The sequence below is a fragment of the Flavonifractor sp. DFI.6.63 genome (genome assembly GCF_024462255.1).
In the GTDB taxonomy this organism is placed as follows: Bacteria; Bacillota; Clostridia; order Oscillospirales; family Oscillospiraceae; genus Lawsonibacter_A; species Lawsonibacter_A hominis.
The window spans coordinates 23,091-48,560 of record NZ_JANGBE010000012.1 but is presented as its reverse complement, the minus strand read 5'-3'; the positions used below and the strand labels follow the sequence as shown (position 1 = coordinate 48,560).

Genomic DNA, 25,470 nt, shown 5'->3' with positions numbered 1-25,470 from the left:
CAGGCAAACGCGCCCCAGGTCCAGCCATGGACCTGGGGCGCGTTTGCGGGAGAGCGCGTTCCGTCCGTTTCCGCCGGTGCGCCCACCGGTGGGAAAGCCGTCTGCCTCCGGCAGCGGGCGGCGGCCCCTCGGGCGCGCCCTGCTACAGGGGGAGCACCAGCTCGTCCCCTGTGACGGGGCGGCAGTTGGGGGAGCAGCCGCCGCAGTCCCGGGCGTACCGGCAGAACCGGGCGGGGTCGTCGTGGGCGTCGGTACAGTGAAGCAGGCAGGAGGGCTGACGGGTCAGGCTTTTGATCGGATTGACGCCCACCTTCCGGCGCTCATAGCCGCCGTTGGAGAGGATGTAGTGGTCGCCGGCGGGCGTTTTCGGGGTAAAGTACGCACCGGTTCCGTGATGCTGGAGCTTGACCACCTGGTAGAACCGGCGGAAGCCTGCGCCGCTGCCGTGGATGTGATCCACCACATGGGGCGGAGCGTCCCCCAGAAAGAGGACCCGGTCCTCCAGGTCGCAGACCACGCTCATGGCGTTCAGGCCGTCCACCAGCCGGTGGTACTGCGCCTTGGCAAATCCCTTCAGATCGGCGATCAGCGCCTGGGGCGCGCCGGGCCGGGCCAGATCCGCCCAAAGAGCGTCATGGAGGGCCAGAAGGGGTCCCATGGAGGCGCGCAGCGCCTGAAACCGCTCCGCCGGGGCCCCCTGGGGGGCCTGCTCCTGGTGCAGCAGTTCCAGATAGGCGTTCAGGGCGGACTGAACGCCCCATCGGGCCTCCAGCAGATCGCCCCGGCGGGGGCCAAGCCGTTCCAGCAGGCCGAGGAACAGCGTCTCCGCCTGGGCCTCCATCTCCTGATAAGGGTACAGGTCGTAATCAAAGCGCTCCGCGTCGGAGCCCTCATCCCAGTAATGCTGGAAGAAGGGGCCCTTGCCCGGCTTGCTGCGCACCATCAGCGGGAACTCCACCTGGGGCCAAAGCACCCGCAGGTGCGCCCCGTCCAGCGGGATGCGGGAGCCGGTGCGGACAAAGCGGATGCGCCGGGCGCATACCGTCAGATGCTGGAACAGGTCCAGGATCTGGCGGGTGAGCCGGAACCCGTAGGAGTTGGCGGGGGCCACGGCCAAAAGCCGGGCCATGGCCCCGGAAAAGGCAGGTTGTCCGCTTTTCAGCAGACTCCAGGGCAGCCAGGCGGTCTCAATGGGGGGCGCGGCGCACAGCAGCGTGCCCGGCTCGGGCAGGCGCAAAAAGCCGCAGAAGTGGTCGCTGTGGAAGTGGGAGACCAGCAGGTCGGTGGGCAGATCGTCGTCGATGGCGCTCCGGATGGCCGAGTAGGCAAAGCGCGATTTTCCCTGTGCCGGGCGGGCGCCCCGGTTGTCGCTTCCGCAGTCCACGATCAGCCGCCGTCTCTCCGTCTCCAAGAGGGCGCAATCCCCAAATTTGACCCGTTTCACCCGCAGCTGCATATGCTTCACCTTCCCTTTGCGAAAAGTATACCACAGACGCGGGAAAAAGAAAATACGACAAGGGCCGGACGCCTGCTCCTGACGTCCGGCCCTGCCGAAGGAAAGAGGATACAATGAAATGAAAAGAAACTGTCTCTTGCAAGTATTATCATAACCGGAAGATGTTAATGAATAAAACGGGATTTGTTACAAAAGCTTTAAATCTTCGCTTTTTTATGTAAAGTTCCCGTAATCTGCTCCAAAACGCTGACAAGCCCGGGTGATCGGCCTGCCGAAGGGCGCCGCCCGGGGCCGCCCCCGGCACGGCGCAGGCGAAAAGAGCCGCCTGTATCCGGAACGGGCAGCGGCGTTCGCCGCTGCCCGTTCCGGTGATTGGAGGATAGAATGAAAAGAAGTATTGCCTCTTGCGAGTGTTATCGTACCAGGGGGTTGTTAAAAAAGGTAGCCTGGTTTGTTACGAAAGTATGAAATCCATAAAAAAGCGCTGCCGCTCAGCGTAGATTTTGGAAGAATGACTGGAGCAGGGCGGAGCACTCCGCCTCCAGCACGCCGCCGTAGATGCGGGGGTGGTGGTTGAAGCGTTCCTCAAACAGGTTGAGCACCGAACCGCAGCAGCCCGCCTTCTCGTCTTTCGCGCCGTAATAGAGGGCGGGGATGCGGGCGTTGATGATGGCCCCGGCGCACATGGGGCAGGGCTCCAGCGTCACATACAGGGCGCAGCGGCTCAGCCGCCATCCCCCCAGGGCGCCGCAGGCCTGGCGGATGGCGTCCAGCTCCGCATGACCCAGGGCGGTATGTTCCGTTTCCCGCCGGTTGCGGCCCCGGCCGACCACCGCGCCGTCCCGCACGATGACGCAGCCCACCGGCACCTCGCCCTCCTCCATGGCCTGGCGGGCTAATTCCAGCGCCTGGCGCATATACTCTCTCGGTTCCATGGGGCCCTCCTTTTTTGTGGCGTTCGCCCTTTTGTTATAGCATATAAACGGGAAATGTGCTAGAATCAATTGAAAAGAACCGCCGGATTGCTCCCCACGCGCATCTGGCCGGAGGAACGCTGCCCGGGCGGCGCAAGGCGCCTTGAAGCGCGGCCGTATTCCTGCGCGTTTGCCCGGCCGGACCCAGATCCCCACCGGTGCGCACACGGCGATGGGATCGGCGGTTTCTTCTGCCAACCAAACTTTTTGTGCAGGTGATGGATTTGATCGCGATTTTTCTCATTGCCGTGAGCCTGGCGCTGGACGCCTTTGCCGTGTCGGTATCCAGCGGCATTTCCGTGCCCGGCTTCGGCTGGAGGCAGGCTGTGAAGATGGGCTGCTGGTTCGGGGCGTTTCAGTTCCTCATGCCCCTGCTGGGCTGGGCCCTGGGCAGCAGCGTCAGCCGGTACATAGAGGCGGTGGACCACTGGATCGCCTTCGCCCTGCTGGCCCTCATCGGCGGGAAGATGGTATGGGAATCCCTGCGAAAAGGCTGCGGCGGGGAAGAGGAAGCCCCGGGCGACCTGTCTGCCCGGCGCCTGTGCGTACTGGCCGTTGCCACCAGCATCGACGCGCTGGCGGTGGGCGTATCCATGGCGTTTATGCCGGTGGATATCCTCTCCTCGGCCGGGATCATCGGTATCGTGGCCTTTGTCCTCTCCGTGGTGGGCGGACTGGTCGGCCGGCGGCTGGGCTGCCTGTTCCAGCGGCGGGCCGAGCTGGTGGGCGGACTGGTGCTCATCGGTATCGGCGTCAAGATCCTGTGTGAGCATCTGATGGGGTGAGGCGTATGGACACGTGGGGCCTTTTGGGATTGGATATGGCGGAGCACCGTGCGGTCGCCCTGGTGGGGGCGGGGGGCAAATCCTCCACCATGTATGCCCTGGCCCGGCAGGCCCGGGATACGGGACGCACCGTGATCGTCACCACCACCACGCATATCATGCCCCACCCGCGCCTGCCGCTGACCGACGACCCGGACCCGGAGCGCCTGCGCGCCCTGCTGGCGCGGCACGGCGTGATCACCCTGGGCCGCTTCCTGCGCCCGGACAAGCTCTCTGAGGCGGGCAGCGTGGCGGTGTGCCGCGCGGTGGCCGGCGTGGTGATTGCGGAAGCGGACGGCGCCCGGCTGCGGCCGCTGAAGGCGCCGGCGGAGCACGAACCGGTGATCCCGCCGGCGGCCGACGCAGTGGTGGCGGTGGCGGGTCTGGACAGCGTAGGCGCCCCCATCGGGGCGGTCTGCCACCGGCCGGAGCGGGTGTGCGCCCTGCTGGGCAAGTCCATGGAAGCGCCGGTGACGGCGCAGGACGTGGCGCTGCTGCTGGCGCACCCGCTGGGGGGGCGCAAGGGCTTGGGAGAGCGAATGGCGTTTCGGTGCCTGCTGAACAAGGCGGACACGCCGCAGCGGGCGGCCTGGGGGGCGGAGATCTGCCGCCTGCTGGGGGAGCGGGGCGTGCGCGCCGCCGTGACCCACTATACGGAGAAGGAGCGTGGAGGGGCATGCTGGTTCTGATCAAAGGCGCGGGAGACCTGGCCACCGGCACGGCCCTGCGGCTGTACCGGGCGGGCTTTTCAGTGATCATGACCGATCTGGAGCAGCCTACCGCCGTGCGGAGGAGCGTGGCGTTCTGCCAGTGCATCTATGACGGGGCCTGCGCCGTGGAGGGAGTCACCGCCCGCCGTGCGGCCGGGGCGGAGGAGGCCGGACGCGTTCTGACGGCGGGGGAGATCCCGGTGCTGGCCGATCCGGCGGCGGAAATTCTGCACGCGCTGCCCTTTGACGCGCTGGTGGACGCCATCCTGGCCAAGCGCAACACCGGCACCCGCATTACCGACGCTCCCGTGGTGCTGGCCCTGGGGCCGGGTTTTGCGGCCGGGACGGACTGCCACGGCGTGGTGGAGACCATGCGGGGCCACGATCTGGGGCGGCTGCTCACCGAGGGCGGCGCCATCCCCAATACCGGCGTGCCCGGGGAGATCGGCGGCTATACGCGGGAGCGCATCATCCGCGCCCCGGCGCGGGGGATTTTCGAGCCGCTGGCCCGGATCGGCCAGCCGGTGACGAAGGGGACGCCCGTGGCCCGGGTGGGCGGCGCGGTGGCCTGCGCGGAGCTGACCGGCATCGTCCGGGGCATGCTCCCGGCGGGACTGACGGTGGAGGAGGGCATGAAGGCCGGAGACATTGATCCCCGGTGCCAGGCGCGCCACTGCTTTACCGTCTCCGACAAGGCGCGCGCCATCGGCGGCGGCGTGCTGGAGGGACTTTTGTACTTTGGAAGGAGGGGCGGAGCATGGAACGGCTGATCCTGTGCGGCGGCGGCCATGTGTCCCTGCAGGTAGCCCAGATCGCCCAGCGGCTGGACTTCGCGCTGGCGGTGATCGACGACCGCCCGGAGTTTGCCAATCCAGACCGGTTCCCCATGGCGCGGGTGCTGTGCATGCCCTTCCTGGAGGCGCTGGATCAGCTGGGCGGCGGGGCGCAGGACTATTATGTCATCCTTACCCGGGGGCATGTGTTCGACCGTACCTGCCTGGAATGGGTGCTGCGGCATGAACGGGCCTATGTGGGCATGATCGGCAGCCGGATCAAGGTGGCCGCAGTGATGACCGCGCTGGAGGAGGCGGGCTGGCCCCGCAGCGTGCTGGAGCAGGTCTATTCTCCCATCGGCCTGGAGATCGGGGCCCAGACCCCGGCGGAGATCGCCGTATCCATCGCGGCCGAGCTTATCCAGGTCCGCGCCCGGCTGGGTCCCGGCGCGGTGCGGCCGCCGGAGGGGCCGGGGGTGCTGTGCACCATCGTGAAAAAGAGCGGCTCCGCGCCCAGGGGCGTTGGGACCTGGATGCTGGTGCGGCCCGACGGGCAAAGCGTCGGCACCGTGGGCGGCGGCGCGGTGGAGCATCAGGTCACGCTGGACGCCCAGGCCCTTTGGAGGGATGGCGCAGGCCCGCTGCGGAAACACTATGATCTGTCCCACGCCGCCGCCGAGCTGGGGATGGTGTGCGGGGGCAAGATCGACGTGGAATTTGAGGTGCGAAGATGAAAGAGATCCAGCTGTTTATTCTGAAGGGCTGTCCCCACTGTAAGCTGGCGCTGGCCTATCAGCAGGAGCTTCTGGCCGAACGGCCCCAGTGGCGGGAGGTCCCCCTGCGCATCGTGGACGAGCGGGCGGAGGCGGATTATGCCGACTCCTTCGACTACTACTATGTGCCCTGCTACTACGTGGGCGGGGAAAAGGTCCATGAGGGCCATGCGGAGCGGGCCGACGTGGAGGCCGTCTTCCGGGCCGCTCTGGAAGAGAACGCACAGATCGGCGTATAAAAAGCGTGCGCGCCGGGCAAACGCCCGGCGCGCTTTAAATCCCGCAGAGATCCGTGGGCGTGTCCACGTCCACCAGCTCCCGGGGGGTACGGGCCTCGACCAGGCGCAGGCGGTCCGGGTGACGGCGGATGACGGCGCCGCCGCCCGTATCGCCGGAAAGGGCGAGAAGCTCCGGAAACAGACTGGAGGGAAAGACCGCGGGATTGCCCCGCCTGCCCTGCCAGGACAGGGCGCAGACGGCCTCTTTTGATTCCGAAAAGGAATCAAGAAGGCGTTTGATACTTTCCGTAGTCAAATAGGGCTGATCGCACACGGCGAACAGCACCCCGTCCAGGTCCGTCATGGCCCCCAGGCCCAGGCGGATCGAGGCCGAGACCCCCTCCCGGGCGTGGGCGTTGCGCAGCGGAAGAAAGCCGGCCACCTCCGCCAGCGCAAGGACCCGGGGATAGGGCGAGCAGACCGCCGCGCGGGAAAACAGGGCGGGGGGGACGGCCGAGAGGGCGCGGCATATCAGCGGCGCCCCATGCCAGTCGGCCAGCAGCTTGTTGGAGCCGAAGCGCCGTCCCGCGCCGGAGGCCAGCAGCACCGCGCCCACCCTCATCGCCAGAATTGGGAAGGCCCCCGGCGGACATAGCGGCCCCGGGGCGGGGAAAGGACGTTGCCGTTCTGCACAGCCTCCACCCCCGAGAGGAACACGTGCTCCACGCGGCAGCTGGCCTGCATGCCCTCGTAGGGGGTGTAGTCCACATTCTGGTACTGGGTGCGGGCGGAAATACGCTGGGTAGCATTCGGGTCCAATATTACAAGATCGCCGTCGCTGCCCACCGCCAAAGCCCCTTTCCGCGGGTACATCCCGAAGAGCTTGGCGGGGCGCTCCGACAAAACCTGCATGAGCTGATGGGCGCTCATACGCCCCGCGGCCACGCCCGCCGTATAAAGCAGCACGGGGCGGTGCTCCACACCGGGGATGCCGTTGGGGATCTTGGCAAAATCCTCCCGTCCCAGCTGCTTGGGACCGTAGAAATCAAAGGAGCAGTGGTCGGTGCCCACGGTGTCGATCTCGCCGGCGGCCAGGGCGTCCCACAGGGCGCGCACATCCTCCGGCGCGCGCAGGGGCGGCGAGAGGACGAATTTGGCGCTTTCAAAGCCGGGCAGGGCATACCGCCCCTCGTCCAGCAGCAGATACTGCGGGCAGGTCTCCACATAGCACGCCTGGCCCCGGGCCCGGGCGGCGCGGACCAGCTCCAGAGCGCGGCGGGTGGAGAGATGCACGATATTCACCGGACAGCCCGCCATCTCCCCGATGGCCAGCCAGCGGCCCACCGCCTCCGCCTCCACCAGGGGAGGACGGGAATGGGGATGGGCCTCGGGGCCGCGGCGGCCTGCGGCGTGCATGGCGGCGACGCCCTCGGCGACCAGGTCCCCGTTCTCGCAGTGGCAGCCCACAAGGCCGCCCTCCCTGCCGACGGCGCGCACGGCCTCATAGGCCGCGCTGTCCCGCAGGCGCAGGTTGTCGTAGGCCAGATAGACCTTATAGGAGGTCACCCCGGCGGCGGTCATGGCGGAAAGCTCGGCGCGGACGGCGGGGTTCCAGTCCTTGAGGGTCATGTGGAACCCGTAGTGACACCAGGCCCGGCCGTCCGCGCGGCTATGCCAGGTCTCCAGGGCGGAGGAAAGGGCGGCCCCCCGCTTGGGCTCGGCAAAATCCAGCACGCAGGTGGTCCCCCCGGCCAGGGCGGCCCGGGTGCCGGTGGCCCAATCGTCGGCGGTCTCCCGGTCGGTGCCCTTGTTCATCTCGAAATGAGTGTGGGTGTCGATAAAGCCGGGGAAAACCAGCCGGCCAGAGGCGTCCACCACCCGGCTGTCTTCCACCGGGAGGCCGGGGCCGATCTGAGCGATCTTGTCCCCTTCCAGCCGCAGGTCGGCCCGGGCAGGCCCCTCCGGGAGCAGCAGAGTGCCGTTTTGGATCAGGATGGACATAAAAACCTCCTTATACGGGACCGGGATCAAACGCCGCGGTCAAGCGCCTGCCGGCGCGGCCGCGCTTGTCGGCGAAGGGGATCAAAGCTCCATCAGCAGCAGGGGGACGGCGATCTTTACCGCGCCGACGATCACCGTCATAAAGGTCAGCAGGGCCAAGGCCTTGCCGCGGCCCTCCAGCGTATCCTCCCAGCGGGCGATCATGTTGGAGAAATTGGTGAACCGGCGCTGGCGGCCGATGATGTCGGCCACGCTCTTGATGGTGGCGTAGACGCTGTAGCCCATCCAGATGGGCAGGCCGACCATGGGGACGATCCCCTTGCCGGGGACGAAAAGGAAGAAGTAGATGGCCAACAGCAGGCTGGCCAGCGTAAAGAGCATGTGACAGATCACGGCGATCTTGGCGGGGCGTTCATTCATTGCAGCAGCTTCCTTTCTCTCTTACGGGGCGATCCCATGGGACGCGAAGGCGTCCAGCAGCGCGTCCAGCTCCGGCCGGACCAGCATGGGCTCCCCCGCGGCGCGGATGCCGTTTTGCACGTCCTTCAGGCCGTTGCCGGTGACGATGCTCACCCCGGTGGAGTCGGGGGAGATGAGGCCCAGCTCCAGGGCCTTTTTCACGCCCGCGGTACCGGTGACCCCGGCGGGTTCCCCGAACACGCCCTGGGTGCGGCCCAGCAGGCGCATGGCGGCGAGGATCTCATCGTCGGAGACGTTGACAGCGATCCCGTCCGATTCCCGGATGGCGTTCAGGGCCTTGTCCGGGTTGCGGGGCACCCCCACGGCGATGGAATCGGCCAGGGTGTTTTCCGCCATGGGGGTCCAGGGCGTCCCGGTCTGGATGGCGCGGTTCAGGGGGCAGCAGCCCTGGGCCTGGACGGAAATGAGCCGGGGCAGGCGCTCGATGAACCCGGCCGCATACAGATCCTTCAGGCCCTTCCAGGCTCCGGCGATGGTGCAGCCGTCCCCCACGGAAAGGGCGATGTAATCGGGCGTCCGCCAGCCCAGCTGCTCCAGAATCTCCAGGGTGACGGTCTTCTTGCCCTCGGACAGGTAGGGATTGACGGCCGCGTTGCGGTTGTACCAGCCCCAGCGGTCGATGGCGGCCTTGGACAGCGCGAAGGTGTCCTCATAGGAGCCGTCCACGCTGATGACGGTGGAGCCGAAAATGCGCAGCTGCGCCACCTTTCCCTTGGGCGCCCGGCTGGGGACAAAGATATAGGTGGACAGCCCCGCCGCCGCCGCGTTGCCTGCCAGGGAGGAGGCGGCGTTGCCCGTGGAGGAGCAGGCGATGGTGTCCGCCCCGGCCTCACGGGCCTTGACCACCGCCAGGGCGGAGGCCCGGTCCTTCAGGCTGGCGGTGGGATTCTGCCCGTCGTCCTTGAGGTAGAGGGCCTTGAGCCCCAGCGCCCGGGCCAGGCGGGGGGCCGGGTAGAGCGGGGACCAGCCCACCCGCAGGGGCGTGGGGGCGGAGTCGGCCTCCACCGGCAGGAAGGGCCGGTAGCGCCACATGCTGTAGTCCCGGCAGTCCTCCAGGTCCCTGGGGGAAACGTCCCGCCGGATGGCGGCGTAGTCGTATACGATATCCAGGATGCCGCCGCAGGAGCAGGTGGTGAGGTCCGGCACGGCGTCGTATTCCCGGCCGCATTTGACGCATTGGGCGCCCAGCACGTATTTCATGGGGAAACCTCCTTTTGGGAATGGAGAATGGGGGGTGCAGGCCCCTACAGCCGCCCCAGAACGCCGGTGGCCTCATTGAAGGAATGGATCAGCTCGTCCAGGGCGGCGGCCTGCTGGTGGACGTCGTCCCATACCGTGCCGTACCACAGGTCGTTGAGCTCCTCCATGGTGCGGCCCTGCTGCTCCACCCAGGTGTAATACTTCAGGTTATGGACCCGTTTGCGCTGGTAGTAGGTCAGCTCCGCCATGGCGTCGGTGCGCAGGCCCAGCAGGTGCAGGCTGTGATCCACCGCGGCGGCCTTTGCGTCGTAAGGACCGTACTGCTCCGCCAGCTCCTGGATGCGGGAGCCGTACATGGCGGCGGAGTCGGTGAGCACGGTGGCCACCACGTCGTGCTCGGTCAGCTCGTAATATTTGGCCAGCTTGACGCAGCAAAGTACGTTGGCGATGCCGGAGATGCCCAGCAGGGACAGCTGGGCCAGGGTGGCCTCATCCACGCCGCAGGTGCGCAGGTAATCCAGGCCCGCCGGGTCGTTGAACAGCCGCAGCAGGCGCTGGGAGTCCTCGTCGTCGATGTCGATGACCAGATCGGTGTTCTTCACATTGTGGATCCAGGGGATGTGCTTGTCGCCGATGCCCTCGATCCGGTGGTCGCCGAAGCCGTTTTCCAGGATGGTGGGACACTGCAGCGCCTCGCCCACCGCCAGCTTCAGGGTGGGGTAGACCTCCTTCAGGTAGTCCCCGCAGCCGATGGTGCCCGCGCTGCCGCTGGTGAAGCAGGCCCCCGCGAAGCGGTCGCCGGGGCGCTTGACGGCCTCGAACACCTCCGCCACGGCGCTGCCCGTGACCTGATAATGCCACAGGTGGTTGCCCATCTCCTCAAACTGGTTGAAGATCATGCAGTCGGGCAGCTGGGAGAGCTCGTGGGTCTTGTCGAAGATCTCCTTCACATTGGACTCGCAGCCGGGGGTGGCGATGACCTCGCCGGCGATCTGCTCCAGCCACTGGAAGCGCTCCCGGCTCATGCCCGCGGGCAGGATGGCCACGGACTTGACCCCCAGCAGTTTGGAGTTGAAGGCGCCGCCCCGGCAGTAGTTGCCCGTGGAGGGCCACACGGCCCGGTGGTAGGCGGCGTCAAACTGTCCGGTGACCAGCCGGGGGGCCAGACAGCCGAAGGAGGCGCCCACCTTATGGCAGCCGGTTGGGAACCACTTGCCCACCAGGCAGAGGATGCGGGCGCTCACGCCGGTGAGGGCGGAGGGCAGCTCGATGTAATTGGGGACGGGGCGGTACAGCCCGCCGGTCTCCAGCGGCTCGTTTTTCCACGTGATGCGGAACAGGTTCAGCGGGTCCACGTCCCACAGACCCACGTGCTTCAGCCGGTCCTTCACTTTGCCGGGCACGGTCTCGGGATGCTTCATGTTTTCAAAGGTGGGGATGATCACCCCGTTCTCCCGGGCCTTTTGGATGTTGCGGTCCAGGCACGCTTGGTGGATGGTCAAGTCGATCATGCTGGCGCCTCCTTCAATTGGGACTTCTCCGTTTATGATAGCACATGGCGGGAATAAATCAAGGGAAAACAAAAAGCTTTTTGGTGCCTCTGACAAATTTTTAGCTTTTTGCGTCTTTCCCTTCCTTTTTTGGTCATCCTGCGGTATACTTAGGGCAAATAAGGAGGTGCGTTTTATGGAAGTCGGCAGAAGTATCCAGCGGGTGGACGCCGTGGACAAGGTGACCGGCCGCGCCCAATATACCGACGACCTCTGCCCCCGCAATGCGCTGGTGGCCAAGGTCCTCCACAGCACCATCGCCAACGGATGGGTCAAAAGCATGGACACCGCGGCGGCCGAAGCGCTGCCCGGGGTGGTGAAGGTGCTCACCTGCTTCGACGTGCCGGAGATCCAGTATCCCACCCCCGGCCACCCCTGGAGCGTGGAGCCGGCCCACCAGGACGTGGCCGACCGGAAACTGCTCAACCGGCGGGTGCGCATCTATGGAGACGATATCGCCGCCGTGGTGGCGGTGGATGAGATCACCGCCCGGCGGGCGCTGGAACGGATCCGGGTAGAGTATGAGGAATATCCCCCCGTCCTCACGCCCCAGGCCGCCATGGCGCCCGGCGTACCGCCCATCCACGAAGAGCATCCGGACAATATCCTGAAGCACACCGTGTCCGAGATCCCCCTGCCGCCCTCGGACTTCCGCTGCGCCGGGGACGTGCTGGACTGCCCCGCCTACCACCGGTTTTCCGGGCACTACGAGACCCAGCAGGTCCAGCACTGCCACATTGAGAATCCCACCTCCTACGCCTATCGGGAGGGCGGGCGCATCGTGGTGGTCACCTCCACTCAGATCCCCCACATCGTGCGCCGGGTGGTGGGGCAGGCGCTGGGGATCCCCTGGGGCCGGGTGCGGGTCGTCAAGCCTTACATCGGCGGCGGCTTCGGCAACAAACAGGAAGTGCTCTACGAGCCCCTGAACGCCTGGCTGTGTGTGGAAGCGGGCGGCCGCTGCGTCAAGCTGGAGGCCAGCCGGGAGGAGACCTTCCGGAACACCCGCTCCCGCCATCCCATTTCCTTTGACGTGCGCGCCGCGGTGGACGGGGACGGCTATCTCATGGCCCGCTCGTGCGTGGCCGTATCCGACCAGGGGGGCTACGCCTCCCACGGGCACGCCATCGCGGCCAACGCCGTCACCGGCTTCCGCCAGACCTACCTGGACCAGCTGGCCCACCGCAGCGAGGCGTACACCGTCTACACCAACCGCCCCGCCCCCGGCGCCATGCGGGGCTACGGCATCCCTCAGTGCAATTTTGCCCTGGAGTGCATGATGGAGGACATTGCCCGGGAAATGGGGCTGGACCCCTATGAATTCCGCTATCAAAACCTGATGCCCCCCGGCTATGTGGACCCCCTCAACGGCATTACCTGTCACTCCACCGGAGCGCGGGAATGCATGGAAAAAGGGCGCAGGTTCCTGGATTGGGACGGGCTGCGGGCCAGGTATCAAAACCAGACCGGGCCGGTGCGCCGGGGGGTGGGGATGGCCGTCTTCTCCTACAAGACCGGCGTGCACCCCATTTCGCTGGAGACCTCCTCCGCCCGGATCGTTCTCAACCAGGACGGCACGGTCCAGCTTCAGCTGGGGGCCACCGAGATCGGCCAGGGGGGCGACACCGTCTTTTCCCAGATGTGCGCCCAGGCCATCGGGATCCCCACCGAGGACGTACACATCGTCTCCACCCAGGATACCGACATCGCCCCCTTCGACACGGGGGCCTACGCCTCCCGGCAGACCTACGTGACCGGCCACGCCATCCGCCGGACGGGGGAGCGCTTCCGGGAAAAGCTGCTGCGCTATGCCCGGGAGCTTTTGCCCGAGGCGGGGGAGCTGGACGTCCGCGGCCGGGACATCGTGGACGCCCGGAGCGGGGAGAGCCTGCTCTCACTGGCCGATCTGGCGCTGGAGGCCTTTTATTCGCTGGAGCACTCCGTGCACATCACCGCCGAGTGCACCAGCCACGTCAAGGACAACACCTTTTCCTTCGGCTGCTGCTTTGCGGAGATCGAGGTGGATATCCCCGTGGGGAAGATCCGGGTGCTGCGCATCGTCAACGTCCACGATTCCGGAACGCTCATCAACCCCAAGCTGGCCGAGGCCCAGGTCCACGGCGGCATGAGCATGGGGCTGGGGTACGCCCTGAGCGAGGAGATGAAGCTGGACGAGAAGACCGGGCGGCTGCTCAACGGCAACCTGTTGGACTATAAACTGCCCACCGCGCTGGACCACCCGGAGCTGCACGCCCTGTTTGTCGAGACGGAGGACCCCTCCGGGCCCTTCGGCAACAAATCCCTGGGCGAGCCGCCGGCCATCCCCGTGGCTCCCGCCATCCGCAACGCCCTGCTCCACGCCACCGGGGTGGCGGTGAACACCCTGCCGCTCACGCCCCAGCGGCTGGTGGACGCATTCCGAAAGGAGGGACTGCTCTGATGTATGATATCGCATCCATCTATCAGGCCCGGTCGGTGGCCGACGCCATCCGTGCCCTTCAGGCCGACCCGTCCGCCCTGGTCATCGCCGGCGGCACCGATGTGCTCATCAAGGTGCGGGAGGGGAAGCTGGCGGGCTGCTCCCTGGTGTCCATCCACGGGCTGGGGGAGGAGCTATCCGGCGTGACGCAGGCGAGCGGCGGGGACATTGAAATCGGGCCTCTGACCACGTTCCGGGGCGTGGCCTCTGACCCCGTCATCCGCCGCTGCATCCCCGTGCTGGGGGAGGCGGTGGACCAGGCGGGCGGGCCCCAGCTCCGGGCGGCGGGCACCATCGGCGGCAACGTCTGCAACGGCATTACCTCGGCGGACTCCGCCTCCACCCTCATGGCGCTGGGCGCGGTGCTGCGGGTACGCTCCCCCCGGGGCGAGCGGGAAGTGCCCATCGCCCAGTGGTATAAGGGGGTGGGCAAGGTGGACCTTGCCCACGAGGAGCTGCTGGTGAAGATCGTCATCCCACGCGCCAACTGCGAGGGCTATACCGGACACTACATCAAATACGCCATGCGCAGCGCCATGGACATCGCCACACTGGGGGTCAGCTGCCTGGTGAAGCTCAGCGCGGACAAAAGGACCGTTGAGGAGGCCCGCCTGGCCTTCGGCGTGGCGGGCCCGGTGCCCATGCGCGCCTGCGGCGCGGAGGCGGCCGTGCGGGGCCTGCCCATCGGGGAGGCCGTCGGTCGGATCGGCCGGGCGGCGCTGGAGGATGTGCATCCGCGCTCCAGCTGGCGGGCGTCCAAAGAGTTCCGCCTGCAGCTGGTGGAGGAGCTGTCGGGCCGCGCCCTGCGGGAGGCGGCCCGGAAGGGAGGGGCACAGATATGATCGAAGCGCTCCAATGTACCGTCAACGGAAGGGCGGTGGAGGTGGGGATCGATCCCCGGGAATCCCTGGCCGACGTGCTGCGGGAGCGGTTGGGCCTGACCAGCGTGAAAAAAGGCTGCGAAGTGGGGGAGTGCGGAGCCTGCACCGTCCTGGTGGACGGAGCGGCCATCGACTCCTGCATCTATTTGGGCGTCTGGGCCCAGGGGAAGCGCATCCTCACCGTGGAGGGCCTGCAGACGGAAAGCGGGGAGCTCTCCCCCATCCAGAGGGCGTTTGTGGAGGAAGCCGCCGTCCAGTGCGGCTTCTGTACCCCCGGCATCATCATGAGCGCGGTGGAGATCGTGGGCAGCGGCCGGCAGTACACCCGGGACGAGCTGCGCAGGCTCATCTCCGGCCACCTGTGCCGCTGCACCGGCTATCAGAACATCCTCAACGCCGTAGAGCGGGCGGTCAACGAGGCCCACAAGTTCGTGGGCGGGGCGGAATGAGAACGCGGGCCGGCCGGGCAAAGGGGCGGGTGCGGATATGACGCTGAAGCAGATCGAGTATTTCCAGACGGTCTGTGCCAAGGGGAATATCTCCGCTGCGGCGGAGGCGCTGTTTCTTTCCCGCTCCGTGGTCTCCCGCGCCATTGCCGAGCTGGAAGAGGAGTTCGGGACCCAGATCTTTACACGCTCCAAAAACGGCGTTGCCCTGACGGAGAGCGGAACCATCCTGGCCCAGCTGTTCGAGACGTTTACGGCCAGCTACGCCACCGCCAAGGGGCGGATCGGCCGGCTGCGCACTCAGGAGCAGACACGGCTGCTGCGGCTGGGCGTTACGCCCACCAATGCCTACTGCATCTACCATACCTACCTGGAGGAATTCCAGTGCCGCTATCCTCAGATCCGCCTGTATATTGAGGAATACAGCGCCTATGACGCCTGGCGCATGCTGCTGAATGGGCGCCTGGACGCCTTTTTTACACCGGTGCGGCCGGACCCGGTGGAGTTTGACGCGCTGGAGCTCTATCCGAATCCCATCATGCTGGGGGTGGCGGCGGCGGACCCCCTGGCCCAAAAGACGAGCGTCAGCATCGCGGATATTCTGGATCTGCCGCTGGGCTTTTTCAACGCTCCCATGCCCATCGAGGCCACGCTGAAGACCTGCTTTCAGGCGCTGGGCAGGGAATTGAGCGTGGTGATCCGGACGTCGGACCAGATGCTGCTGAAGGAACTGACCCGGCAGGGGAAGCTCTATCCGATCCTGCCGCTGGATATGATGGCGACGTGGGAGGAGGTAAGGCAGGTGCCTCTGGACTTTTTCCACCCCAGCACGAACCGGCTGGTATGGAGCCGCGGACTTTATCAGCAGAGCGCGATGGAGCCCTTTCTTACCTTTATGCGGCAGCAGACCCGGCAATCCTAGCGTCTGCGGCACGAGCGGCGCGGGCGAACGCCGCGGGACAGGAGCTGGAGCGGGCGCCTTCCATACAAAAGGCCGGAGCATTGCCTTGGAAGGGCAATGCTCCGGCCTTTTGTATGAGAGACGGCGTTACCGGCCGGCCAAAGGCGGCGCGTTCCGGTACGGCCCCGCTTCGGGTTCAGTGCTCGCACCGTCCGCACTCGTTGCAGACGCCGTCGCGGAGACAGCCGGGCGCGTCCACCAGGGAGCGGCAGAAGTCCAGCGGCAGCACGGGTTGCTGCGAAGGGACGGGCTGCGCAGCCTGCTCCGGCGGCTCAGTGCTTGGGCGGTTCATTGAATTTTTCCTGAAAGTCCAGGTCCAGGCGCTGGCCCTTTTCCCGCTGTTCCCGGGCCAGCTTGGCCTTATCGGTGTACAGGCCGTACTGATGGGCCTGCACACATTCCCGGTAGGAGGGGTCCTTGGCCTCAAACTTGGCGTTGCGGGGCAGGGGCACGTCCTGGTCCACCAGGATATCCTGCACCTTGCGGATATCCACCCCGTGGGCGGTGGAGCCGTCGGCGACCGCCACGGCGGCGGCCACGCCGGCGGCCTGTCCGGTGCCCACACACTGCGGGATCAGATCCAGCCAGTCGATGGCGATGCCGTCGGCAGACAGGTGGCGGCCGGGACAGAGCAGGTTTTCCACCCCCTGAGGCAGGATGGCCCGGTAGGGGATCTCGACCGGGCCGCAGTCGTTGACCTGGCATATGGTGGAGTGCCAGGCGATCACGTCGTCGTGTTGGATGGCGTAGGCAAAATCGGCGGTGCTCATCACGTACTCGCCCACCAGGCGGCGGCTGATGCGGGTGCCCAGCTGAGGCGCGATATCGTAGAGGTACGCGTTGCGGAAGGCCACGGGCACGGCCTGGCGCAAATAGTCCAGTACGTCCCGCATGGTGCTGCGGGTGTTCATCTCGGTCTCCGTCTGATCCTTGACCTGCGAGCAGTCCCGGTTGGCGTGCCAGCTGTTGACCCAACAGATGTCGTTTTGGTTGCTGGGCATGGGCAGGCAGCGGAACCCGGCCACCCGGGTCAGACCCAGGCGCAGGGCGGCCATCTCGTCCGGGTGGGTGCTGCGCCACTGGTAGAACAGGTCCCAGTTGATGCCGCCGATCCGCCACACCAGGGCGGTGGTGTTGGCGCGGGTCACCTGGTCGGCCATGCTCTGGCAGGGGGCGCCGGCCCGGGAGTACAGGTCGCCGTCGCCGGTGGCGTCGATCACGATCTTGGCAAGGATCGCCTTGCGGCCCTCCTTGCTCTCGTAGACCACACCCTTGACCCGGCCGCCTTCCAGAATGGGGCGCACGCCCATGCTGTGGCACATGACCCGGATGGCGTCCTTGTGCTCCAGAAGCATTTTGTCCATCTCGATCTTCAGCTGATTGGGCTCAAAGTAGACGGAACGCACCAGGCAGGACGGCTTGCAGCCGCCGTAGCCGTCCCGGCTGACGCAGTCGTGGAAGGCGCGCCAGGGATGAAGCAGGGCCGGGTCGGTGCAGCCCACCTGGTCCAGTCCGGGGGCGGTCACCGCGCCGGGGATCTTGCTCAGGCGGGTAAACCACTCCTCCTGAAGGCCGCGGACAAAGGATTTGTCATACCAGGAGAGGTTGGGGACCATGATCACATAGCCGCCGGTCACATCGCCGCCCATATAGCCGTAGCGCTCCAGCAGGATGATGTTTTTGGCCCCTGCCCGGGCGGCGGCAATGGCGGCGGAGTGGCCGGCCGCGCCGCCGCCGACCACCAGGATGTCGCATTCCTCCTGGACCGGCAGCTCGGCTGCGGGCTCCAGATAAGTCTTGTTCGTCATAGTAGAATTTTCTCCCTTGCTGGTAGTTTGGTCAGACCACGTAGCCGCCTACGATACAGATCAGGCTGGCCAGTACGATAAAGAGGATGTTGGTCACAACGCCCTTGGTAAAGATAAATTTGGAGGTCATTTCCTCCCGGCCCAGCAGGATGGGGGCATAAGCAATGGCTCCGTTGGTCAGGAAGGCGCACATGCTGGCCAGGATGGTGGCCACGCCCAGGATGGTGGCGTTGCCGCGGCCCTCCATCTGCATGGTACAGGCCAGAGGGATGCAGATGGCGTTGATGGTGAAGCTGACGGGCATACCGTTGGTAAAGTTGGTGAAGATGGTGGATACGGCCACACAGAGAATGACCATGATGGGCCAGCTGGCATTGCCCAGAATGGGCCCCAGAACCGTAGCGATGGCGGCCTTGATACCCAGATCATCGGAGGCGATGGCGGAGCCGCAGATGGTAAAGCAGCCGGCCACGGCCACGATCCCCCACATGGTCTTGGACTGAAGCAGCTTGACGCCGTTGATGAAGGGCTTGCCCTCCCGGTCCCGCATCAGGCACAGGACCGCGAAGAGAACGATCCAGACCCAGGTGGAGCCGATCTTGTTGTAAAAATCATAGACGGCGCTGCCCTTGGGCAGAGCCATGCCCAGCAGCAGGAACACGATGCCGAACAGCATGAAGCCGAAGAGAGTCTTCTGCTTGCCGGTCATCTTCAGGTCGGCCTCGGTCAGCCCCATCTTGTCCACGTCGAACTCCTTCAGCGGGGTCAGGTCGGTCTTCCAGACAAAGCGGATGAACAGCGTGTAGACCAGCACGAAGGCCAGCACCACCAGCGTGGCCACGACCAGGTAGGCCATATTGTTGAAGGGCAGCCCGCTGCTCTCCATAATGCCGCTGATGATGGCGATGGAGGAGAGGTGCACGCCCTTGAAGGGCAGTACATAGGCCCCCATGGCTGCGATGTAGATGCCCAGCAGCAGCTCCCGCTTCAGGTCGCTGTTCTTCTCCACCCCGCACATCTCACAGATGCCGTCCAGGATCGGATACCACAGCAGGAGCATGGTCGTGGGGCTGCTGACCAATGCGGCGCAGACTAAAACAGTCAGGAAAAGCGCGGTGATGAGACGCATGGGATGCCCCTTCAGCGCCCGGATCTTGAGGACCTTGCGGGCCAGCACGTTGACCGCGCCGGATTCCGTCACGGCCCCGGTCAGCGCCATGACCCAGATGATCTGCTGAATGGTGGTATTGCCGAACCAGGTCTTCAGCAGGTCGCCCGCAGTGGTAAAGTCGCAGACGATCATGCCGAACAGGCCCAGCAGGGCGGGCCAGAAGGTCTCTCCGGTGACGATGGTGGCGATCAGCACCCCAAAGAAAATACCCAGGATGCTGATGCCCACCGGCGTAATGCCGGCAAAGGGCTGGACCAATTTCCCAAACAGGAAAATAAAGCATAGCGAAATAGCGACACAGATATAGTATTTAACGTTTTTTCCGCGTGCAGTTAAAGCTGACATTCTGCTCCCTCTCTTTCATCTGGTAGACTGTGCCGGATTTTCCCGCCCCTGATGCAGAGCCTCCTTTCGCTGGCGGCAGCTGTCTTGGTCAAGGCCTACTATACTGCCGCTTTCTGTAATCTGTAAAGAACGGGATCCGGACGTAATGAAGCATTTTTGATGCGGATAGAAGGGGAAGAGCAGAAAAACGGGTCTGCGGCTATGCCGCAGACCCGTTTGACTTCTTTTGGGGTTCAGCACATGGGCTTGAGATCGGGGGAGACGATCAGGGTAGCCTCGGTAGCGGCCTGCACCTGCTCGACGGTGAATTCAGGGTTGATCTCCACCAGCTCCAGGCCCTTGTCGGTGACATTGATCACGCACATTTCGGTGATGATCTTGGTGATGCAGTGCACCGCGGTATAGGGCAGACGGCATTTCTTCAGGATCTTGGGATTGCCCTTGGCGGTGTGCTCCATGGCCACGATGACTTCCTTGGCACCCACCAGCAGATCCATGGCGCCGCCCATGCCGGGCATCTTCTTGCCGGGGATGATCCAGTTGGACAGGGAACCCTCCTCGTCCACCTCCAGGCCGCCCAGAATGGTGGCGTTGACGTGGCCGCCGCGGATAAAGCCGAAGGAAGTGGCGGAGTCGATGTAGCAGCCGAAATTGGCGGCCTGGGCGGGCTGTCCGCCGGCGTCCGTCTTATAGCGGGGCTCGGCCTCCTCGGGGGTGGGCTTGGGGCCGGTGCCGATGATGCCGTTCTCGGACTGAAGGATCACGTGGACGCCCTCGGGCAGGTAGGCGGGAACCAGCGTGGGCAGGCCGATGCCCAGGTTGACCACGTCGCCGTCCTTCAGCTCCTGGGCGACGCGCTTGGCGATAAAGCCCTTGATCTCAGACTTATCCATTATGCTTTCCCTCCATCCACGATGTAATTGACAAAGGCACCGGAGGTGACCACGTTCTCGGGCTCGATATCGCCGATCTCCACCAGGTTATCGCCTTCGGCAATGACCACGTCGGCGGCGGTGGCCATAACGATGTTGAAGTTCCGGGTGGTGCCCTTATACCAGATGTTGCCGAACTGATCCACAATGTGGCCGTTGATCAGGGCAAAGTCGGCACGGATGGGCTTCATGAGCAGGTACTCCTTGCCGTCGATGGTCTGCTTGCCCAGGCAGTAGGGGGAATCCTCCACGATCGTGCCCACGCCGGTGGGGGTGAGTACGCCGCCCAGGCCGGCGCCGCCGGCGCGGATCATTTCCGCCAGGGTGCCCTGGGGGATCAGGTCCACCTGCAGCGTCTTATCCACCATGCCCTGGGTGCCCACGTCGGGGGTCATGCCCACGTGGGTGGCGATGACGTGCTTGACCTGGTGATTGTGGACCAGCTTGGCCATGCCGTAGAATTCCTCGCCGTTGGGGCCGGTCGCCATACCGCAGTCGTTGCCGATGAGGGTCAGGTCCTTGGTGCCCTTCTCTGCCAGGGCCTCGATAATGTGATGGGCGCTGCCGCAGCCCAGGAAACCGCCGCACATGATGGTGGCCCCATCGGGGATCATGGCCACGGCCTCCGCAACAGAAATTACTTTATTGCGCACGATATTGCCCTCCTAAAATGAAGAATGGGAGTTTTGCCGTATGCCGGAGCGGGGGCGGTCTGTTCCCGTCCCCGTTCCGGCACAGCGCTGAGTTTCATTTAGCACTTTTCGAAAATGGTGGCAACGCCCATGCCGCCGCCGATGCACAGGGTGGCCAGGCCGCGCTTGGCGTCGCCGCGCTTGGCCATCTCATGCAGCAGCGTGACGATGATGCGCGCGCCGGAAGCGCCCACGGGGTGGCCGATGGAGATGGCGCCGCCGTTGACGTTGACGCGGCTCATGTCGAAGTTCAGCTCGCGGGCCACGGCGATGGACTGGGCGGCAAAGGCCTCGTTGGCCTCCACCAGGTCGATGTCCTCAATGGTCACGCCGGCCTTGGACATGGCGTTGCGGGAGGCGGGCACGGGGCCCACGCCCATGATCTTGGGATCCACGCCGCCCTGGCCCCAGCCGACCAGCTTGGCCATGGGCTTCAGGCCGTACTTCTCAACAGCCTCGCCGCTGGCCAGCAGGATGGCGGCGGCGCCGTCGTTGATGCCGGAGGCGTTGGCGGCGGTCACGCGCTGGACGTGCTTTCTGGCGTCGTCAGCGTGGACGCCGGTGACCTCGAAGGTGTGCACCACCTCGTCCTCCACGCCCTCGGGCCCCACGGGGAAGGCGCCCCGCAGCTTGGCGATGCTCTCGCAGGTCACGCCGGCCTTGGGGAACTCGTCCACCTTGAACTCCACCAGTTCCTTCTTCTTCTTGACCAGGACGGGCACGATCTCGTCGTCAAACTTGCCGGCCTTCTGGGCGGCCTCGGTCTTCTGCTGGGAGCTGGCGGCAAAGGCGTCCAGCTCCTCCCGGGTGATGCCCCAGATGTCGCAGATGTTCTCGGCGGTGGTGCCCATGTGGTAGTTGTTGTAAGCATCCCACAGGCCGTCCTTGATCATGGTGTCCACGACCTTCTTGTCGCCCATGCGGGCGCCCCAGCGCTCGGCGGGCAGGGCGTAGGGGGCGGCGGACATGTTCTCGGTGCCGCCGGCCACGATGATCTCAGCGTCCCCGGCCAGGATGGCGCGGGCGCCCTCGATCACGCTCTTCATGCCGGAGCCGCACACCATGCCGACGGTGTAGGCGGGCACGGAATAGGGCAGACCGGCCTTAACGCCCACCTGACGGGCAGGGTTCTGGCCCTGCGCGGCGGTGAGGATGCAGCCGAACATCAGCTCGTCCACCTGCTCGGGCTTCACGCCGCCGCGGCTCAGTACTTCCTTGACGACTGCCGCGCCCAGATCGGTGGCGGGCACGTCCTTCAGGCTGCCCCCGAAAGACCCCACTGCCGTACGGCAGCAGTTGACTACGTAGACTTCTTTCATGTACGAAGACCTCCAAAAATTTATATTCTTCCCGTGCTGGAAATACCCTTCGGCCTGATTATACGCCTGCCTCACACAAAAATCAACTCCAAGAGGAAGAGTTTTTCGGGCCGTTTTGGGGATTTTAAGTTAAAACTTTAACAATTCGGGGCAAAAGCGCGTCCGGCCAAAGGGCCGGACGCGCTCCGCTTCTGGGGACGCGGCGGAGCCGCTCAGTTGGCGGGCAGAGACACGGTATACTCACCGCCGCCGTCAGAAGCCGCCCCGGCCGCCTCCATCCGGGAGAGCTCCGCGTGAGTGACCAGCTGGGAGGCGCCGCCCACGACGCCGTATTTCTCCAGCACGGCCAGAGTTTCCGCGGCGCTCTTTTGAAGCGTGATGCAGACGACGTTGCCTTCGTACGCCGTCTCCGCGCCGGGTTCGTCCGTGCTGTTTTGCGCCGCGTTCCGGGCGGCGGGGGTCCGGAAGTCCAGATACAGGTCGCTGAGGTAGCAGTTCTCCTGCCGCGCCTGGTCGTCCAACAGGTAGCGCACCCCGAGGCGCCCGGCGGCCAGGTCGCTGCGCACCGCGGTCAACAGCTCCTCCAGGGCGGCGCTGTCCACGTAGACGTCCGCGTAGGAGGCCTCGGAGGCGTCGCTCCCGGGCTGGGGATTTTGCAGATTGGAGACCCAGGCGTCCACCAGCCGGGCGTTCCCGCTCCAGCGGGGGAAATAGCCCTGTTCCACCTGCGTGCGGTCGTTGAGCAGCCGGGTAAGCAGGCTGGCGGCGGAGGAGGGATCGGTCAGGTCGGCCGCGGTGACCGGCAAGGAGTAGCGCCGGAGGACGCGCCCGCCGGTGTTCAGGGTATAATCCAGCCAGACGGAGACCGAGCTGCTGGTCTCCACATACAGCCCGTCGGTCAGCTGGACCGCGCCGTAATCGTCCGCCTGGTCAAACCGGTCCTTTTCCGCCACAATGGCCCGGTGCAGCTGCTCCACCAGCGCCAGATCGGCCGGGTCGCTCAGATTCAAAGAGGTATAGTTGAGGTCGTCGTAGGGGGCGGAGCGCACGTCTCCGATCTGGACCGAGGCCACCTGGTCCGAGCCGGGCACCCGGCGCTCGAAGCCGGTCAGGTCGAATTCCAGCACACAGACCAGCGCGGTCAGGCAGCCCAGCAGGACCAGACAGCCCTTCCAGCTCCGCCGGAAGACCCAAAACCGCTTGCGCAGCAGCATTTCGGCCACGAAATAGCCCGCCGCGCCGCACAGAAGGAGGAACGACAGCAGGGTCCAGGCGTTCTCGGGCAGACTGTAGAGAAACATCCCGTACAGGAAAGAGCCCAGAGCCACGGCGGCGCAGGCGCCCACGCCGTACTTGAAGACGGGGCGCACCCAGCCCACACTGACGATGTCTCCGGCACGCTCCAGCGAGCGGCGCCGGTAGACCAGCAGGGCCAGCCCGGTCAGGATCAGCCCCGCCAGGGCATAGAGCAGCACCACGTGCAGTCCGTAGAACTGGACGTACACCCCGTTGCCGCCCGGATAGATCAGATTTAGCGTGTAGGTCAGGCGCAGGGCGGGGGAGAGCCAGACGGCGGCCTCGCTCAGCCTGGGGATGCCCGCGTAGCCGTAGACGAATGCCCCGGCCAGAGCGTCAAAGAGGTACGCCAGCCCGGCTGCCAGAATGTTCAGGATGCCGTAAAAGGCGGGCAGGGCCAGGATGTGGCCGGTAAACATGGCGCAGAATACCGCGAAGGAGTAGAAAAAGAAGCACAGAAGGCTTTGTACCGTCAGCCACATGCACAGACTGCCCGCATTCACCGCCCCCGCCAGGGCTTCGGCGGCCAGGGAGAGCACAAAGACCGCCAGATTGGGCAGCAGGAAGCAGGAGAGCCCGGAGAGGTAGTTGGTCAAGAACAGCCCCTCCCGCTTCAGGGGCAGGGTATGCATCAGTCCTACCGAGCGGCTGTTATAGAGGTAGGAAAACACCGCCATGGCCGAGAGCAGCCCGAAGATCAGGGCCATGGCCAGACCGGCGCTGCCGCCCTCCAGAAACTGCAGGGGGCGCTGAGCGGCTCTGGCGCTGTCCCACCAGCGGCTCTCGTTGAGGATGGAAATGGGCAGCAGGAACAGCCAGATCAGGCCGTACAGCGCCCAGATGGGCCAAAAGCGGGACAGGTTTTTTTGATAGAGGGTGAGATTAAAGCACGATGTCGCGGACCGCATAGTCCTCACCTCCCAGCTCGTAAATAAAGATCTCCTCCAGGGTCAGGGGCAGGGCCTCCATGAGGATGGGGGCATACGCCGCCAGGCGGTTGGTGACCTCGGTGGCGTTGCCCCGGACGATCAGGGTATGGATGCGGCCCACCTGGGAGATGTTGAGGATCTCCAGGTCCGCCGGGAGCTGGGGCAGCTGCTTTTCCTGGAAGACCACCTGCATCTTGACCACGTTTTCCTGAAGGTCGCTGAGGCTGCGTTCGATGAGCACCTTTCCCCGGGAGAGAATACCCACGTGGTCGCATACGTCCTCCAGCTCCCGCAGGTTGTGGGAAGAGACCAGCACCGTGGTGCCGTGCTCGGCCACGTCTCCCATCAAAAGGCTCCACACCTGCCGCCGCATCACCGGGTCCAGGCCGTCCACCGGTTCGTCCAGCACCAGCACGTCCGGCCGGCAGCACAGCGCCAGCCAGAAGGCGCTCTGCTTCTGCATGCCCTTGGAGAGGCGGCGGATGGACTGGCGCTCGTCCACGGTGGTGAACACGTCCTTGAGCGCCTGATACCGGGCCTGGTCAAAGCGGGGATAGAAGCCCCGGAAAAAGCGCATCATGTCCCGTGTGGAGGCGGAGAGGAAGTAGTACAGCTCGTCGGGGATGCTGGCCAGGCGGGCCTTGACCGCCGGGTTTTCGTACACCGGCGCGCCGTCCACCAGCACTTCGCCGGAATCCTGGCGGTAGACCCCGTTGATATGGCGGAGTATGGTGGACTTGCCCGCGCCGTTGGGCCCCACCAGCCCGTAAATGGAGCCGCTGGGCACCGTCATGGTCAGCCCATCCAGGGCCCGGAAGCCGTCGAAGGTCTTTACCACGTCTTTTACCTGGATCATTGTCCCGCCTCCTCTCGCCGCGCCTGACGCAGGGCCGCGTCCCGCAGCCGCAGGGTCAGCTCCTCCGCCGTCATGCCCAGGAACAAAAGCTCTGCCGCAGAGCTGTCGAACTGGCCCAGCAGGGCGTCCCGCCGCACCCGGTTTACTCCGTCCTGGGGAGCGGCGAAGGAGCCCTTGCCCGCCACGGTGTAGAGATAGCCCTCCGCCTCCAGCGACTCGTAGGCCCGCTGGATGGTGTTGGGATTGATGGCCAGGGAAGAGGCCAGCGCCCGGACCGAGGGAAGCCGGTCCCCGGTCTGGATGGCCCCCGTGACCACCAGATGCCGAAGGCCGTCCTTGACCTGTTCGTAGATGGGCCGGGCATCCCGGTAATTGAGAGAGATCATGCGCCCGTCT

At 65.5% G+C, this 25,470-nt stretch carries 25 protein-coding genes; 9 read left to right on the top strand and 16 right to left on the bottom strand.

All coding sequences use genetic code 11. The features are described 5' to 3' along the window. Window positions 1-142: 142 nt before the first annotated feature. Entirely contained in the window at window positions 143-1,456 is a 1,314-nt protein-coding gene (locus tag NE547_RS08330) for an MBL fold metallo-hydrolase (protein ID WP_256175339.1), read from the bottom strand. Between the two features lie 491 nt (window positions 1,457-1,947). Then, complete coding sequence (locus tag NE547_RS08325) at window positions 1,948-2,391, bottom strand: nucleoside deaminase (RefSeq protein ID WP_186907375.1); 444 nt, start codon at window positions 2,389-2,391, stop codon at window positions 1,948-1,950. A 257-nt stretch (window positions 2,392-2,648) separates the two neighbouring features. Between NE547_RS08325 and NE547_RS08320 the strand changes: the two genes are divergently transcribed. The 5 genes from NE547_RS08320 to NE547_RS08300 are packed head-to-tail and all read left to right on the top strand — an operon-like array spanning window position 2,649 to window position 5,749. Then, window positions 2,649-3,215 carry a manganese efflux pump MntP family protein gene (locus NE547_RS08320; RefSeq protein ID WP_256175337.1) on the top strand — a complete coding sequence of 189 codons (567 nt, stop codon included), beginning with the start codon at window positions 2,649-2,651 and terminating at the stop codon, window positions 3,213-3,215. Window positions 3,216-3,220: 5 nt separating this feature from the next. Next, a complete protein-coding gene (gene yqeC, locus NE547_RS08315) occupies window positions 3,221-3,943 on the top strand; it encodes a selenium cofactor biosynthesis protein YqeC (protein WP_186907373.1) in 723 nt (240 codons plus the stop codon). Next, window positions 3,931-4,734 (top strand): selenium-dependent molybdenum cofactor biosynthesis protein YqeB, encoded by an 804-nt coding sequence (gene yqeB / locus NE547_RS08310; RefSeq protein ID WP_186907372.1) that lies wholly within the window; start codon window positions 3,931-3,933, stop codon window positions 4,732-4,734. The genes yqeC and yqeB overlap by 13 nt, the downstream gene beginning before the upstream one ends. Further along, window positions 4,722-5,471 (top strand): XdhC/CoxI family protein, encoded by a 750-nt coding sequence (locus tag NE547_RS08305; RefSeq protein WP_186907371.1) that lies wholly within the window; start codon window positions 4,722-4,724, stop codon window positions 5,469-5,471. The genes yqeB and NE547_RS08305 overlap by 13 nt, the downstream gene beginning before the upstream one ends. Next, window positions 5,468-5,749 carry a thioredoxin gene (locus NE547_RS08300; RefSeq protein WP_186907370.1) on the top strand — a complete coding sequence of 94 codons (282 nt, stop codon included), beginning with the start codon at window positions 5,468-5,470 and terminating at the stop codon, window positions 5,747-5,749. Before NE547_RS08305 ends, NE547_RS08300 begins: the two co-directional genes overlap by 4 nt. 34 nt (window positions 5,750-5,783) lie before the next feature. Here the strand turns inward: NE547_RS08300 and NE547_RS08295 are convergent, their stop codons facing one another. From NE547_RS08295 to NE547_RS08275, 5 genes are all read right to left on the bottom strand, one after another. Continuing rightward, complete coding sequence (locus NE547_RS08295; protein ID WP_256175334.1) at window positions 5,784-6,335, bottom strand: NTP transferase domain-containing protein; 552 nt, start codon at window positions 6,333-6,335, stop codon at window positions 5,784-5,786. A gap of 11 nt (window positions 6,336-6,346) precedes the next feature. Next, window positions 6,347-7,729 (bottom strand): dihydropyrimidinase, encoded by a 1,383-nt coding sequence (gene hydA / locus NE547_RS08290; protein WP_186907369.1) that lies wholly within the window; start codon window positions 7,727-7,729, stop codon window positions 6,347-6,349. A gap of 81 nt (window positions 7,730-7,810) precedes the next feature. Further along, window positions 7,811-8,149, bottom strand: coding sequence for a hypothetical protein (locus NE547_RS08285; RefSeq protein WP_186907368.1), 339 nt, complete (start codon window positions 8,147-8,149; stop codon window positions 7,811-7,813). Window positions 8,150-8,170: 21 nt separating this feature from the next. Beyond that, the gene (locus NE547_RS08280; protein ID WP_256175332.1) at window positions 8,171-9,409 is read right to left on the bottom strand and encodes a threonine synthase; all 1,239 of its coding nucleotides are present in this window, start codon (window positions 9,407-9,409) and stop codon (window positions 8,171-8,173) included. 44 nt (window positions 9,410-9,453) lie between these two features. Next, window positions 9,454-10,920 carry a pyridoxal-phosphate dependent enzyme gene (locus NE547_RS08275; protein ID WP_186907366.1) on the bottom strand — a complete coding sequence of 489 codons (1,467 nt, stop codon included), beginning with the start codon at window positions 10,918-10,920 and terminating at the stop codon, window positions 9,454-9,456. A 175-nt stretch (window positions 10,921-11,095) separates the two neighbouring features. Here NE547_RS08275 and xdhA point away from each other — a divergent pair, with 175 nt between their 5' ends. From xdhA to NE547_RS08255, 4 genes are read left to right on the top strand one after another with little or no spacing between them, the layout of a single operon-like run. Further along, window positions 11,096-13,399 (top strand): xanthine dehydrogenase subunit XdhA, encoded by a 2,304-nt coding sequence (gene xdhA, locus NE547_RS08270; protein ID WP_186907365.1) that lies wholly within the window; start codon window positions 11,096-11,098, stop codon window positions 13,397-13,399. Then, a complete protein-coding gene (gene xdhB / locus NE547_RS08265) occupies window positions 13,399-14,280 on the top strand; it encodes a xanthine dehydrogenase subunit XdhB (protein ID WP_256175329.1) in 882 nt (293 codons plus the stop codon). The genes xdhA and xdhB overlap by 1 nt, the downstream gene beginning before the upstream one ends. After that, a complete protein-coding gene (gene xdhC, locus NE547_RS08260) occupies window positions 14,277-14,768 on the top strand; it encodes a xanthine dehydrogenase subunit XdhC (RefSeq protein ID WP_256175327.1) in 492 nt (163 codons plus the stop codon). The genes xdhB and xdhC overlap by 4 nt, the downstream gene beginning before the upstream one ends. Before the next feature lie 37 nt (window positions 14,769-14,805). Next, entirely contained in the window at window positions 14,806-15,687 is an 882-nt protein-coding gene (locus NE547_RS08255) for a LysR family transcriptional regulator (RefSeq protein ID WP_256175325.1), read from the top strand. 175 nt (window positions 15,688-15,862) lie between these two features. Here the strand turns inward: NE547_RS08255 and NE547_RS08250 are convergent, their stop codons facing one another. The 9 genes from NE547_RS08250 to NE547_RS08210 all read right to left on the bottom strand — a co-directional run bounded on the left by NE547_RS08250 (window position 15,863) and on the right by NE547_RS08210 (window position 25,460). Next, on the bottom strand, window positions 15,863-16,018 hold the full coding sequence (locus NE547_RS08250; RefSeq protein ID WP_186907361.1) for a hypothetical protein: 156 nt from the start codon (window positions 16,016-16,018) through the stop codon (window positions 15,863-15,865). Beyond that, complete coding sequence (locus NE547_RS08245) at window positions 15,999-17,534, bottom strand: FAD-dependent oxidoreductase (protein ID WP_186907360.1); 1,536 nt, start codon at window positions 17,532-17,534, stop codon at window positions 15,999-16,001. The genes NE547_RS08250 and NE547_RS08245 overlap by 20 nt, the downstream gene beginning before the upstream one ends. Window positions 17,535-17,565: 31 nt before the next feature. Continuing rightward, window positions 17,566-19,050, bottom strand: coding sequence for a hypothetical protein (locus NE547_RS08240; protein ID WP_256175323.1), 1,485 nt, complete (start codon window positions 19,048-19,050; stop codon window positions 17,566-17,568). A gap of 233 nt (window positions 19,051-19,283) precedes the next feature. After that, window positions 19,284-19,943: a 3-oxoacid CoA-transferase subunit B gene (locus NE547_RS08235; RefSeq protein WP_186907358.1), complete on the bottom strand. Its 660-nt coding sequence runs from the start codon at window positions 19,941-19,943 to the stop codon at window positions 19,284-19,286. Beyond that, window positions 19,943-20,635, bottom strand: a complete 693-nt coding sequence (locus NE547_RS08230) for a CoA transferase subunit A (protein ID WP_186907357.1) — start codon at window positions 20,633-20,635, stop codon at window positions 19,943-19,945. The genes NE547_RS08235 and NE547_RS08230 overlap by 1 nt, the downstream gene beginning before the upstream one ends. Window positions 20,636-20,733: 98 nt before the next feature. Next, a complete protein-coding gene (locus NE547_RS08225; protein ID WP_256175321.1) occupies window positions 20,734-21,993 on the bottom strand; it encodes an acetyl-CoA C-acyltransferase in 1,260 nt (419 codons plus the stop codon). A 212-nt stretch (window positions 21,994-22,205) separates the two neighbouring features. After that, a complete protein-coding gene (locus tag NE547_RS08220; RefSeq protein ID WP_256175319.1) occupies window positions 22,206-24,197 on the bottom strand; it encodes a hypothetical protein in 1,992 nt (663 codons plus the stop codon). Next, window positions 24,172-25,074, bottom strand: coding sequence for an ABC transporter ATP-binding protein (locus NE547_RS08215; RefSeq protein ID WP_186907354.1), 903 nt, complete (start codon window positions 25,072-25,074; stop codon window positions 24,172-24,174). Before NE547_RS08215 ends, NE547_RS08220 begins: the two co-directional genes overlap by 26 nt. Next, window positions 25,071-25,460 carry a GntR family transcriptional regulator gene (locus tag NE547_RS08210; protein WP_186907353.1) on the bottom strand — a complete coding sequence of 130 codons (390 nt, stop codon included), beginning with the start codon at window positions 25,458-25,460 and terminating at the stop codon, window positions 25,071-25,073. Before NE547_RS08210 ends, NE547_RS08215 begins: the two co-directional genes overlap by 4 nt. Window positions 25,461-25,470: the final 10 nt, after the last annotated feature.